Source organism: Vogesella perlucida (genome assembly GCF_979366545.1).
In genome coordinates this window covers 21,770-33,525 of sequence record NZ_CEETRO010000012.1, presented here as the reverse complement: position 1 = coordinate 33,525, position 11,756 = coordinate 21,770, and the positions used below count along the sequence as shown (strand labels likewise).

The 11,756-nt window shown below is 58.0% G+C and carries 14 protein-coding genes; all 14 read right to left on the bottom strand.

Annotated elements, in window-relative coordinates; all coding sequences use genetic code 11:
* Positions 1–15: 15 nt before the first annotated feature.
* Positions 16–792 (bottom strand): DeoR/GlpR family DNA-binding transcription regulator, encoded by a 777-nt coding sequence (locus tag ACZ9XP_RS15785; RefSeq protein WP_465188755.1) that lies wholly within the window; start codon positions 790–792, stop codon positions 16–18.
* Positions 793–936: 144 nt separating this feature from the next.
* Positions 937–2,301 (bottom strand): bifunctional UDP-N-acetylglucosamine diphosphorylase/glucosamine-1-phosphate N-acetyltransferase GlmU, encoded by a 1,365-nt coding sequence (glmU, locus tag ACZ9XP_RS15780; protein WP_147685209.1) that lies wholly within the window; start codon positions 2,299–2,301, stop codon positions 937–939.
* Between the two features lie 113 nt (positions 2,302–2,414).
* Complete coding sequence (locus tag ACZ9XP_RS15775; protein WP_147685211.1) at positions 2,415–2,837, bottom strand: F0F1 ATP synthase subunit epsilon; 423 nt, start codon at positions 2,835–2,837, stop codon at positions 2,415–2,417.
* Positions 2,838–2,852: 15 nt separating this feature from the next.
* Positions 2,853–4,247, bottom strand: coding sequence for a F0F1 ATP synthase subunit beta (gene atpD / locus ACZ9XP_RS15770; protein WP_017509487.1), 1,395 nt, complete (start codon positions 4,245–4,247; stop codon positions 2,853–2,855).
* Positions 4,248–4,289: 42 nt separating this feature from the next.
* Positions 4,290–5,156 (bottom strand): F0F1 ATP synthase subunit gamma, encoded by an 867-nt coding sequence (atpG, locus tag ACZ9XP_RS15765; protein WP_017509488.1) that lies wholly within the window; start codon positions 5,154–5,156, stop codon positions 4,290–4,292.
* Positions 5,157–5,199: 43 nt separating this feature from the next.
* Positions 5,200–6,741: a F0F1 ATP synthase subunit alpha gene (gene atpA / locus ACZ9XP_RS15760; RefSeq protein ID WP_147685213.1), complete on the bottom strand. Its 1,542-nt coding sequence runs from the start codon at positions 6,739–6,741 to the stop codon at positions 5,200–5,202.
* An 8-nt stretch (positions 6,742–6,749) separates the two neighbouring features.
* The gene (locus tag ACZ9XP_RS15755; protein WP_017509490.1) at positions 6,750–7,286 is read right to left on the bottom strand and encodes a F0F1 ATP synthase subunit delta; all 537 of its coding nucleotides are present in this window, start codon (positions 7,284–7,286) and stop codon (positions 6,750–6,752) included.
* Between the two features lie 7 nt (positions 7,287–7,293).
* A complete protein-coding gene (locus tag ACZ9XP_RS15750; RefSeq protein ID WP_147685215.1) occupies positions 7,294–7,764 on the bottom strand; it encodes a F0F1 ATP synthase subunit B in 471 nt (156 codons plus the stop codon).
* A gap of 50 nt (positions 7,765–7,814) precedes the next feature.
* On the bottom strand, positions 7,815–8,102 hold the full coding sequence (gene atpE / locus ACZ9XP_RS15745; RefSeq protein ID WP_026108060.1) for a F0F1 ATP synthase subunit C: 288 nt from the start codon (positions 8,100–8,102) through the stop codon (positions 7,815–7,817).
* 63 nt (positions 8,103–8,165) lie between these two features.
* Positions 8,166–8,978 carry a F0F1 ATP synthase subunit A gene (gene atpB, locus ACZ9XP_RS15740; RefSeq protein ID WP_147685217.1) on the bottom strand — a complete coding sequence of 271 codons (813 nt, stop codon included), beginning with the start codon at positions 8,976–8,978 and terminating at the stop codon, positions 8,166–8,168.
* Between the two features lie 9 nt (positions 8,979–8,987).
* Positions 8,988–9,350 carry an ATP synthase subunit I gene (locus tag ACZ9XP_RS15735; RefSeq protein ID WP_147685219.1) on the bottom strand — a complete coding sequence of 121 codons (363 nt, stop codon included), beginning with the start codon at positions 9,348–9,350 and terminating at the stop codon, positions 8,988–8,990.
* A 90-nt stretch (positions 9,351–9,440) separates the two neighbouring features.
* A complete protein-coding gene (locus ACZ9XP_RS15730; protein WP_147685221.1) occupies positions 9,441–10,301 on the bottom strand; it encodes a ParB/RepB/Spo0J family partition protein in 861 nt (286 codons plus the stop codon).
* A gap of 1 nt (position 10,302) precedes the next feature.
* On the bottom strand, positions 10,303–11,094 hold the full coding sequence (locus tag ACZ9XP_RS15725; RefSeq protein ID WP_147685224.1) for an AAA family ATPase: 792 nt from the start codon (positions 11,092–11,094) through the stop codon (positions 10,303–10,305).
* Positions 11,091–11,720, bottom strand: a complete 630-nt coding sequence (rsmG, locus tag ACZ9XP_RS15720) for a 16S rRNA (guanine(527)-N(7))-methyltransferase RsmG (protein ID WP_017509497.1) — start codon at positions 11,718–11,720, stop codon at positions 11,091–11,093. The genes ACZ9XP_RS15725 and rsmG overlap by 4 nt, the downstream gene beginning before the upstream one ends.
* Between the last annotated feature and the right edge of the window lie 36 nt (positions 11,721–11,756).

Genomic DNA, 11,756 nt, shown 5'->3' with positions numbered 1-11,756 from the left:
ACACTTCTCCTTGAATTATGAATGGGTAAAGGGCGCGCAGATCAGCGTCACGCCTTTGGCCCGGATCGTCTCCCTGGCTTCGGGCGCCAGGGCGTCGTCGGTGATCAGGGTCTGGATGCGTGCCCACGGCAGCTCCAGGTTGGGAATGCGGCGGCCGATCTTGTCGGATTCCACCATCACCACCACTTCGCGCGAGACTTCGGCCATCACGCGCGACAGGCCTACCAGTTCGTTGAAGGTGGTGGTACCACGCGCCAGGTCGATGCCGTCAGCACCGATGAATAACTGGTCAAAATCGTAGGAGCGCAGCACCTGCTCGGCGATCTGGCCCTGAAACGATTCGGAATGCGGGTCCCAGGTGCCGCCGGTCATCAGCAGCGTGGGTTCGTTTTCCAGCTCGCGCAGGCTGCCCGCCACGTTCAGCGAGTTGGTCATCACGATCAGGCCGCGTTTGTTGCCCAGCAGCGGGATCATGGCGCTGGTGGTGGTACCGCTATCGATAATCACGCGATTGTGGTCGCGGATGCGCTCGGCAGCGGCACGGGCGATAGCCTGCTTTCGTTCCGAAACTTTCACCGGGTCGCTTTCGGCCACCATTTCGGTGGGTAGCGACACGGCACCGCCGTAACGGCGCAGCAGCAGGCCGCCGGTTTCCAGCAGGGCCAGGTCTTTGCGGATGGTGACTTCGGAGGTGGCAAAACGCTGGGTGAGGTCTTCTACACTCACTTCGCCACGCTCTTGCACCAGGGCCACAATGGCGTGGCGACGCTGCTGGGTGTTACGCTTGGTCATTAAAATATTTCGGTTCGTAAGTTTTTCGAAATATTAGCAGCCGGTATGGTGGATGACAAGGGGGCGATACGCCACCGGCGGCGGCATGAAAAAACCGCCAGGGCACGGGGCGCTGGCGGTGTGGCGGCGGTGCGGTCTCGCCGCTTATTTCAGCTTTTGCGGGCGCTGCCAGCCAGGTACGGTCAGCTGTTTGGCGCGGGCCACGGTGAGCTGGCCGGCGGGGGCGGTTTTGGTCAGCACGGAGCCGGCGCCAATGGTGGCACCGGCTTCCAGCGTCACCGGTGCCACCATCAGGGTGCCGGAGCCGACAAACACGTTATCGCCGATAACGGTCTTGAACTTGTTCACGCCATCGTAGTTGCAGGTAACGGAACCCGCGCCAACATTGACCTTGCTACCGATCTGCGCATCGCCAATATACGTGAGGTGGTTCACCTTGGAGCCTTCGCCCACGGTGGCTTTCTTGATCTCGACAAAGTTGCCCACGTGTACATGTGCGGCCAACTCTGCGCCAGGGCGCAGACGGGCGTACGGGCCGATGCGGCAGGCTTCGCCCACTACGGCGTCTTCCAGATGCGAGTACGGCGCGATGCGGGTACCAGCGGCGATCTGTACATTTTTCAGTACGCAGTAAGCGCCGATTTCTACATTATCGCCCAGCGTTACCTGGCCCTCGAACACGCAACCGACATCGATGCTGACATCCATGCCGTGCTGGAGTTGGCCGCGGATATCGATACGGGCCGGGTCGGCCAGCATCACGCCGGCTGTCAGCAGCGCCCGCGCCTGGTTTTGCTGCAGCTGGCGTTCCAGCTCGGCCAGCTGCACCTTGTTGTTGACGCCCGCGGCTTCCCAGCCGGCAGCCACGGTGACTCCCGGTACGGCCATGCCGTCGCGCACGGCCAGCTCGATCACGTCGGTAAGGTAGTACTCGCCCTGGGCGTTGCCGTTGCGCAGCTCGCCCAGCCAGCCTTCCAGCTTATCGTTGGGCAGCACCATCATGCCGGTGTTGATCTCGCGGATGGCTTTCTGCTCGGCATTGCAGTCTTTGTCTTCCACAATGGCCACGATCTCGCCTGCCGCATTACGCACGATGCGACCGTAACCGCTGGCGTCGGCCAGTACGTCGGTGAGCAGGCTCATGCCGTTGTGCGCCGCATCCAGCAGCTTTTGCAGGGTGTCGACAGTGGTCAGTGGTACGTCGCCGTACAGCACCAGGGTGCGACCAACCTTGGGCAGCTGCGACAGCGCCATTTTCAGTGCGTGGCCAGTGCCCAGCTGCTCGGCCTGCAGTGCCCAGGCCACGTCTTGATCACGAATCTGTTCGCGCACCTGGTCGCCGCCGTGGCCGTATACCACCACCATGTTCGCCGGCTGCAACTGGCGCGCCGTGCTAATCACACGGGCCAGCATGGGTTGGCCGCCGATGGGGTGCAGTACCTTGGGCATGGCCGAATACATACGCTTGCCTTTACCGGCAGCCAGGATGACAACGCTGAGAGATTCCATATCAAAATGCCCGGAAATTCGTATTGGATAGGTGACTATTATGCCCTAAAGCGGGCATGAAAAAGGCTGCCACTTTCGTGGCAGCCTGTAGCTTGCATCGCACGGTTGTGCGCTTAGTGCACGCGCTTGCGGAGGTATTCCAGCGCCTTGAGCTGGGCAATCGCTGCAGCCAGGGCTGCGTGGGCTTTTGCCGTATCCAGGTCGTCGGAAGCGTGCTTGAGGGCATCCTCAGCGGCACGTTTGGCCTCGTTGGCGCGAGCTTCGTCCAGATCCTCACCGCGGATCGCCGTATCAGCCAGAACGGTGATGTGGGTCGGTTGCACTTCCATCATGCCACCCGACACCGCCACCAGTACCTCGTCCTTGGAGCCTGGCACTGTCAAACGCAGTACACCAGGCTTGATACGGGTCAGAAGCGGCACGTGACGTGGGTAAACACCGATCTCGCCTTCCTGCGCCGGAGCCACGAGGAACTCCGCTTCGCCGGAATAGATGAGCTGTTCAGTGCTGACCACTTCCACATGCATCTTGGCCATGAGCCGTCTCCTTGATTACAGGGTCTTGGCTTTTTCGGCAGCTTCGTCGATACCGCCTACCATGTAGAACGCTTGTTCTGGCAGGTGATCGTATTCGCCGCTGAGAATTGCCTTGAAGCCCTTGATCGTTTCCTTCAGCGGAACGTATTTGCCCGGGGAACCGGTAAATACTTCAGCTACGTGGAACGGCTGGGACAGGAAACGCTGGATCTTACGCGCACGGTAAACAACGAGTTTGTCTTCTTCAGACAGTTCGTCCATACCCAGAATCGCGATAATGTCACGCAGTTCCTTGTACTTCTGCAGCGTGGTCTGAACACCGCGGGCAACGGAGTAGTGCTCGTCGCCTACCACCAGCGGATCCAGCTGGCGGGAAGTGGAGTCCAGCGGATCTACCGCAGGGTAGATACCCAGCGATGCGATATCACGCGACAGAACCACGGTTGCATCCAAGTGAGCAAAAGTGGTGGCCGGGGACGGGTCAGTCAAGTCATCGGCAGGTACGTATACGGCCTGGATGGAGGTAATGGAACCATCCTTGGTCGAGGTAATACGCTCTTGCAGACGGCCCATCTCTTCGGCCAGGGTAGGCTGGTAACCCACTGCGGAAGGCATACGGCCCAGCAGTGCGGATACTTCGGTACCGGCCAGGGTGTAACGGTAGATGTTGTCCACGAAGAACAGAACGTCGCGGCCTTTGCCGTTTTCGTCTTTTTCGTCACGGAAATGCTCGGCCATGGTCAGACCGGTCAGCGCTACGCGCAGACGGTTGCCCGGTGGCTCGTTCATCTGGCCGTAAACCATGGCCACTTTATCCAGAACGTTCGACTCTTTCATCTCGTGATAGAAGTCGTTACCTTCACGGGTACGTTCACCAACACCGGCAAACACGGACAGACCCGAGTGAGCTTTAGCGATGTTGTTGATCAGTTCCATCATGTTTACGGTCTTGCCCACACCGGCACCACCGAACAGGCCCACTTTACCGCCTTTGGCAAACGGGCACAGCAGGTCAATAACCTTGATGCCTGTTTCCAGCAGTTCGGTAGCGGAGGACAGTTCGTCAAACTTCGGCGCAGCCTGGTGAATGGCGCGAACGTGTTCAGACGCAACAGGGCCGGCTTCATCCACCGGGCTACCCAGTACGTCCATGATACGACCCAGGGTGGCAGCGCCAACCGGTACCGAAATCGGTGCACCGGTATTGGTAATCGCCATACCACGCTTCAGGCCGTCAGAGCTACCCATAGCAATGGTGCGCACTACGCCGTCGCCCAGCTGTTGCTGGACTTCAAGCGTCAGTTCTGCGTCAACCAGCTTCAGGGCATCATAAATCTTTGGCATGGCGTCGCGCGGGAATTCCACGTCAACCACCGGGCCAATGATTTGTACGATTTTGCCTTGGCTCATTATCGGTTCCTAACTCAATAAACTTTTACAGTCCTGCGACGGTTATACCGCAGCGGCACCAGACACGATTTCAGACAGTTCTTTGGTAATAGCTGCCTGACGCGACTTGTTATACACAAGGCGCAGTTGCTTGATGGCATTACCCGCGTTATCTGTTGCGGCCTTCATCGCTACCATACGGGCAGCTTGTTCGGACGCCATGTTCTCGGCCACAGCCTGATACACGACAGATTCCAGGTAACGCTTCACCAGGAACTCCATGACTTCCGGTGCACTTGGTTCGTACACGTAATCCCACGAGTGGGCGTGCTCGACAACCATGTGCTCTTCGGTCAGAGGCAGCAACTGTTCCAGCGCCGGCTCCTGTTTCATCGTATTGATGAAGCGGGAGTACACGATGTAAACCGCATCCAGTTCGCCTTCAGCGTACTGTTTCAACAGCACTGTAAGCGGGCCGATCAGTTTTTCCATCTTGGGCACATCGCCCAGATGAACCGCACTTGCCACAACGTTCAGCTTGGCACGCTGGCAGGCTGCCAGGCCTTTCTGGCCCAGAGCGCAGGCTTGAATTTCAACGCCTTGCTCTTGCAGCGTGTTTACCTTGGCATAGAAGCGCTTGAGAACGTTGGCGTTCAAGCCACCGCACAAGCCCTTGTCCGAGGTAACCACAATAATGCCTGCACGCTTGATTTCGCTGCGACGGGCAAGCAGTGGGTGCTCCAGATCCGTATTGGCCGAAGCCAGGTGCGCCATGACAGCACGCACCTTCTCGGCGTAAGGACGGGCAGCGCGCATACGCTCTTGCGTTTTGCGCATCTTGGAGGTCGACACCATTTGCATAGCGCGGGTGATCTTCTGCGTGTTTTGCACGCTTCGGATCTTGGTGAGAATCTCTTTACCGACTGCCATATCCTGAACCTTTCTTTAACTCGAGGTATCCGAAAGACCCAGATTAGAAGCTGTAGCCAGCCTTGAACGATTCGATCGCCTTGGCCAGTACTTTTTCGTTGTCGGCAGACAGATCACCAGAAGCGTCGGTAGCGGTCAGCACGTCGGCGTGATTAGCGCGAACGTAAGCCAGGAACGCTGCTTCGAAAGCCAGGGCTTTCTTAACCGGTACGTCTTCGTAGTAACCCTTGTTCACGGACCACAGGGTCAGCGCCATTTCGGCGGTAGACAGGGTCGAGAACTGTTTCTGCTTCATCAGCTCGGTAACCACTTCACCGTGTTGCAGCTGCTTGCGGGTCGCCTCGTCCAGATCGGAAGCAAACTGCGAGAACGCAGCCAGTTCGCGGTACTGGGCCAGAGCCAGACGGATACCACCGCCCAGTTTCTTGATGACCTTGGTTTGTGCAGCGCCACCCACGCGGGATACCGAAATACCTGCGTTAATAGCAGGACGGATACCAGCGTTGAACAGGTCGGTTTCCAGGAAGATCTGACCGTCGGTAATGGAAATTACGTTGGTCGGAACGAAAGCGGAAACGTCACCAGCTTGGGTTTCGATGATTGGCAGAGCAGTCAGCGAACCGGTTTTGCCTTTAACAGCGCCACCAGTCAGTTTTTCTACTTCGTCTTCGTTGATGCGGGAAGCACGTTCCAGCAGACGGGAGTGCAGGTAGAAAACGTCGCCCGGGTAAGCTTCGCGGCCCGGTGGGCGGCGCAGCAGCAGGGAGATCTGACGGTAGGCTACGGCTTGTTTGGACAGATCGTCATAAACGATCAGTGCATCTTCACCGATATCGCGGAAGAATTCGCCCATGGCGCAGCCGGAGTACGGTGCAATGAACTGCAGTGCAGCAGCTTCGGAAGCAGTAGCAGCAACCACAATGGTGTGACCCATTGCGCCGTGCTCTTCCAGCTTGCGCACTACGTTGGCGATGGAGGACGCTTTCTGACCTACGGCTACGTAGATGCAGACAACGCCGGTGCCTTTCTGGTTCACGATGGCATCCAGTGCCACAGCGGTTTTACCAGTCTGACGGTCGCCAATGATCAGTTCACGCTGGCCGCGGCCAACCGGTACCATGGAGTCGATGGACTTCAGGCCGGTTTGCATTGGCTGCGAAACGGATTGACGGGCAATAACGCCCGGAGCAATCTTTTCGATCGGGGAAGTTTTGGACGCGTTGATCGGGCCTTTGCCATCGATCGGCTGACCCAGCGCGTTTACCACGCGGCCAACCAGTTCGCGACCTACCGGCACTTCCAGAATGCGACCGGTACACTTCACTTCCTGACCTTCGGAGATGTGCTCGTACTCGCCCAGGATCACGGCACCTACGGAGTCACGCTCCAGGTTCATGGCCAGGCCAAAGGTGTTGCCCGAGAACTCGAGCATTTCACCCTGCATCACGTCTGTCAGGCCATGGATACGAACGATACCGTCGGTAACGGAGATCACAGTACCTTTGGTACGGGTCTCGGCACCTTCAGCCAGGTTCTGAATCTTCGCCTTGATCAGATCGCTGATTTCAGAGGGGTTCAACTGCATGATCTCTCCTAATTCTTGAGGCTTGCTGCCATTGCCTGCAGCTTGCCGCTCACCGACGCATCAATCACGTCGTCACCAACCAGTACTCGCAGGCCGCCGATCAGCTCGGGGACAACACGCACTTCAATCCGTACGGTTTTGCCGTACTTCTTGGTAAGCGTGGCGATCAGGTCGGCTTGCTGGCTTTCGTCCATCGGGTAGGCGGACTCTACTTGAGCGTCCAGCACACCTTCGGCACGGGCCTTGAGGGCTTCAAACTGTTCGGCAATTTCAGGCAGCAGCGTCAGACGACGGTTTTCGATAAGGGTAACGATGAACTGTTTGATGTCATCATTGGCCTTGTCGCCCAGTACGTCCAAAAACAACGCCTCAATCTCTTGCGCGGTATGTTTCGGGTTCGTGACGACTTGCGTCACGTCCGGGTTCGCCACCATGGCAGCCAGCCACGCGAGCGCGTCAGACCACTTGGCTTGAGACTGCTGCTCGGTGGCAAGGCTGTATACCGCTTCGGCATAGGGCCTTGCTACGGTAATGAGTTCTGCCATGAGTTAATTAAAACTCCGCTTTGATGGAGGCTAACAGATCAGCGTGCTTCGCAGCGTCGATCTCTTTACGCAGGATTTTCTCTGCGCCGGCTACGGCCAGACCAGCTACCTGCTCGCGCAGGGCTTCCTTGGCACGCAACACTTCCTGATCGATCTGGGATTTGGCTTCGGTTACCAGCTTGGCACCTTCGGTGCGAGCGGCATCCTTAGCCTCTTCCACGATCTGGTTGGCGCGCTTTTCAGCGGCCAGAATCAGCTCGGTAGCTTGTTGTTTAGCCTGACGAAGTTCGTCAGCAACACGCTTTTCAGCTGCTTCCAGATCCTGCTTGCCACGTTCTGCAGCGGCCAAGCCATCAGCAATACGCTTGGCACGCTCTTCCATCATGTTGGTAAGCGGAGGCCAAACAAACTTCATGGTGAACCATACCAGGATAGCGAAAGTGATCGCCTGGCCCAGTAGTGTTACGTTGAATTCCACGCTTGTTTTCCTCCAGTGTGGTTACGACAACAACCGTTTTCGCTTAAAAATTAAGCGCCAGCTTTCAGGGCAGCCAGAGCTGCAGACAGGAACGGGTTGTTGAAGGTGTACAGCATAGCTACACCCACACCGATCATGGAGATGGCGTCCAGCAGACCAGCGATAATGAACAGCTTGGTTTGCAGAACCGGGATCAGTTCCGGCTGGCGAGCGGAGGACTCCAGGAACTTGCCGCCCAGAATGGCGAAGCCCAGAGCGGTACCGATAGCACCAAGGCCAATGATCAGAGCTGCAGCCAGAGCGGTCATCGACTGGATCTGAGAAACGAGAGCTTCCATTTAAATCTCCTAAAGACTAATGCAAGGATGGTTTGAGAAAAGGTACGAAAAAACTGCTAAAAATTAGTGTTTCTCTACGGCCAGGCTCAGGTACACGATGGTCAGCATCATGAACACGAAAGCCTGCAGGGTAATCACCAGAATATGGAAGATTGCCCATGGTGCGCCCAACAGCCATTGTGCAGCCCACGGCAGCAGTGCGATCAGGATGAAGATCAGCTCGCCGGAGTACATGTTACCGAACAGACGCAGAGACAGAGAAATCGGTTTGGCCAGCAGCTCTACCATTTGCAGGGCAAAGTTGGCAGGAGCCAGCAGGATGGTGCCTACCGGACCACTAGCGTGGAACGGGGCGGTAAACAGTTCTTTGATCCAGCCGCCCAGACCTTTGGCGGAGATGGAGAAACCGATGATGCAGATCAGCACGGAGATGGACAGACCGAAGGTCACGTTCACGTCGGCAGACGGTACAACACGGAAGTAAACATGGTGAGGGTCGGCACCGAAGAAGGTGAAGCCGATCCACTGGGCAGCCATCGGAATCAGGTCAACAGGCAGCATGTCCATGGCGTTCATCAGGAACACCCAGCAGAAAATGGTCAGTGCCAGCGGCGCAATGACTTTGCTCTTGGCATGGAAGATTTCTTTCACCTGGGTATCGACCATCTCGACGATGGATTCGACAAACAGCTGCAGTTTGCCAGGGTTTTCCAGCTTGGCGTTGCGTGCCACGTAGGCAAACACACCGGCAAACAGGAAGCCGAGGATCAGGGAAACAGAGAAGCTGTCCACGTGCAGGCTGGAGAAACCACCTTCGTGCGAAGAGTTCCAGAATGTCAGGTGGTGCTTGATGTAATCAGTTGCGTTACTTGCCATCGCTTTATCTCAATTTTTAATCAGAAGCCCGAACCAGTAAGCGGAAGTGGCTGCTATGTAGCCGCCAAACAGACCCGCCACCGACAAATCCTTGAAAAAAGCGAGAGCACCACCAAATAACAAAAGTGTCAGCACAAACTTGACTGCTTCTGCCTTGTAATGCGCCCGCATCAATTCTGCAGGAGAAACCCTGTTTACCGCCCCGGCGATGTGCACATAAGCCAGTGCCGGCAAGATGGCACATAGCCCGCCTATGAGTGCCGACACCGGTACATTCAGCGCGGGTCCAGCAATCACCACACTGGCTACCACAGCCAGCAGCGTCAGTCTGACCTGCAGGCGTATTACGCGTTTTGCGTCCGGATTATTCATGTACGGCACTTAAAAAATCGGTCGATTATAGGCTTGGGGTGACGAAAGCGTCAACTTCGTTAAGTCGTCTGGATAATCGTCACTATCCGCTCAGCCAGTTGATTTTGCTTGCAGTTTTTCCAGCAGCCCGTCCAGCTCGTCCAGACTTGCATAATCAATGATGACCTTGCCTTTGCCCTTGCTGCCATGACGGAAGCTGACACTCATGCCGAGCTTATCAGACAGCATGCCTGCCAGGCGTTCGATATCGGCATCCCGCGGCGCTGCCGCAGCGGCTTTGCGGCCAACTTTGGGTTCGGCCAGGGCGTGTACACGCTGCTCGACTTCACGCACGGAAAGCTGCTCGGCCACCACCGCTTGGGCCAATGCCATTTGCTGCAGCACCGGCAGCGGGAGCAAGGCGCGGGCATGGCCCATTTCCAGCTGACCTTCATGCAGCATGGTTTGCAGCGGCGCTGGCAGCGCCAGCAAGCGCAACAGGTTGCTGATGGCACTACGCGAGCGGCCCAGTGCATCGGCAGCCCCTTCGTGCGTCAGGCCGAATTCCTCGATCAGGCGCTTGATGCCCTTGGCCTCTTCCAGCGGGTCCAGCTGCTGGCGCTGAATATTCTCGATCAGGCCCATGGCCAGTGCCGACTGGTCGGCTACGCTGCGCACCACAGCAGGGATGTCGGTGAGCCCAGCCAGCTGGCTGGCGCGCCAGCGGCGTTCGCCGGCGATCAGTTCGTAGTCACCCAAGCCGATTTCGCGCACTACGATGGGCTGGATCAAACCCTGGGAGCGGATGGATGCGGCCAACTCTGCCAGTGCGGTTTCGTCCATATGGCTGCGCGGCTGGTATTTGCCCGGTCGGATGCTGCTGACAGGCAGGGTGGTCAGGCGTTCGTTGTCTGATTCGACGGTGGAGAGGAGCGCGTCCAGGCCACGCCCGAGTCCTTTGAGTTTGGCCATATTATTGCTCGGTACTTGCGGTTTGCGGTTCGAGGCGGGCGATCAGCTCGGCCGCCAGAGTAAGGTAGGCTTGCGAGCCGCGGGCGGCACGGTCATACACGATGCCGGGCAAGCCGTGGCTAGGCGCCTCGGCCAGGCGGATGTTACGCGGCACGACGGTGTCGAACACCTTGCCGCCAAAGTGGCGTGCCAGCTGCTCGGACACTTGCTGCGACAGGTTGCTGCGCGCATCGAACATGGTACGCAGCAGGCCCATGATTTCGATACGCGGATTTACCGCCGCACGCACTTTGCGCAGGGTATTCACCAGGTCAGTCAGCCCTTCCAGCGCGTAGTATTCGCACACCATGGGGATCAGCACGCCCTGAGCCGCCACCAGGCCGTTCAGGGTCAGCAGGTTCAGCGACGGCGGGCTGTCGATCAGCACGTAGTCGTAGTCGGCGGACACCAGCTCCAGCGCATTTTTCAGCCGCGCCTCGCGTGCCAGCTCTTGCACCAGCTCGATTTCGGCAGCGGACAGGTCGCGGTTGGCCGGCAGTACGTCGTAGCCGCCCTCTTTGGCTGGCTGGCGCACTTCCTCAATGCTGTGCTCACCCATCAGCACGTGGTACACCGACTTTTGCAAAGCGCTCTTGTCGATGCCGCTACCCATGGTGGCGTTGCCCTGCGGATCCAGGTCAACAATCAGTACGCGCCGCCCCTGCTCTACCAGGCTGGCAGCCAGGTTCACGACGGTAGTGGTTTTACCCACCCCGCCCTTCTGGTTGGCCACAGCGATGATGCGCGCTGTCATTTTGCTACCACGCGTACCAGGTGGCGCTGTTCGGCATCCAGCCCCGGCACGTCCAGTTTTTTCACCTCGGCCACGGCAAAGTCGGCCGGCAGCTGGGCGATTTCTTCAAACGGGTAAACGCCTTTCATGGCGACAAACTGGCCGTCTGCGGCCAACAGGTGGCGCGACAGTTTCACAAACTCGGCCAGCTCGGAGAAGGCACGGCTGGTGATGCGGTCGAACTTTTCTGCCGGCTGGTAGGCTTCTACACGCTCGGTAATCACTTCCACGTTATCCAGCTTCAGCTCGATCACCGCCTGGCGCAGGAAGGTGGTTTTCTTGTGATTGGCGTCCAGCACCACCACTTTCAGGTCGGGGCGGGCAATCGCGGTGGGGATACCCGGCATGCCGCCGCCCGAACCCACGTCCAGCATGCGCGTACCACCAGCCAGCTGCGGCACCAGGGTCAGACTGTCCAGCAAGTGGTAGCTCACCATGCGGTCTTTATCGCGGATGGCGGTGAGGTTGTAGGTCTGGTTCCACTTGGCCAGCAGGCCCAGATAGCCTTCCAGCAAATCGATTTGTGCGTCGGACAAATCCAGGCCGATAGCGGCCAGGCCCTGGGTGAGTTCTGCGCGATGCGTCATGATGTTCGGAATAAGGTGTGTAAGTTGACCCGATTG

What these genes read in the sequence shown, in the direction of transcription:
- ACZ9XP_RS15785 (WP_465188755.1), bottom strand. Translation starts at nt 792, where the DNA reads ATGACCAAGCGTAACACCCAGCAGCGTCGCCACGCCATTGTGGCCCTG.
- atpA (WP_147685213.1), bottom strand. Translation starts at nt 6,741, where the DNA reads ATGCAGTTGAACCCCTCTGAAATCAGCGATCTGATCAAGGCGAAGATT.
- ACZ9XP_RS15725 (WP_147685224.1), bottom strand. Translation starts at nt 11,094, where the DNA reads ATGACAGCGCGCATCATCGCTGTGGCCAACCAGAAGGGCGGGGTGGGT.
- glmU (WP_147685209.1), bottom strand. Translation starts at nt 2,301, where the DNA reads ATGGAATCTCTCAGCGTTGTCATCCTGGCTGCCGGTAAAGGCAAGCGT.
- ACZ9XP_RS15775 (WP_147685211.1), bottom strand. Translation starts at nt 2,837, where the DNA reads ATGGCCAAGATGCATGTGGAAGTGGTCAGCACTGAACAGCTCATCTAT.
- atpD (WP_017509487.1), bottom strand. Translation starts at nt 4,247, where the DNA reads ATGAGCCAAGGCAAAATCGTACAAATCATTGGCCCGGTGGTTGACGTG.
- atpG (WP_017509488.1), bottom strand. Translation starts at nt 5,156, where the DNA reads ATGGCAGTCGGTAAAGAGATTCTCACCAAGATCCGAAGCGTGCAAAAC.
- rsmG (WP_017509497.1), bottom strand. Translation starts at nt 11,720, where the DNA reads ATGACGCATCGCGCAGAACTCACCCAGGGCCTGGCCGCTATCGGCCTG.
- atpE (WP_026108060.1), bottom strand. Translation starts at nt 8,102, where the DNA reads ATGGAAGCTCTCGTTTCTCAGATCCAGTCGATGACCGCTCTGGCTGCA.
- ACZ9XP_RS15755 (WP_017509490.1), bottom strand. Translation starts at nt 7,286, where the DNA reads ATGGCAGAACTCATTACCGTAGCAAGGCCCTATGCCGAAGCGGTATAC.
- ACZ9XP_RS15730 (WP_147685221.1), bottom strand. Translation starts at nt 10,301, where the DNA reads ATGGCCAAACTCAAAGGACTCGGGCGTGGCCTGGACGCGCTCCTCTCC.
- atpB (WP_147685217.1), bottom strand. Translation starts at nt 8,978, where the DNA reads ATGGCAAGTAACGCAACTGATTACATCAAGCACCACCTGACATTCTGG.
- ACZ9XP_RS15735 (WP_147685219.1), bottom strand. Translation starts at nt 9,350, where the DNA reads ATGAATAATCCGGACGCAAAACGCGTAATACGCCTGCAGGTCAGACTG.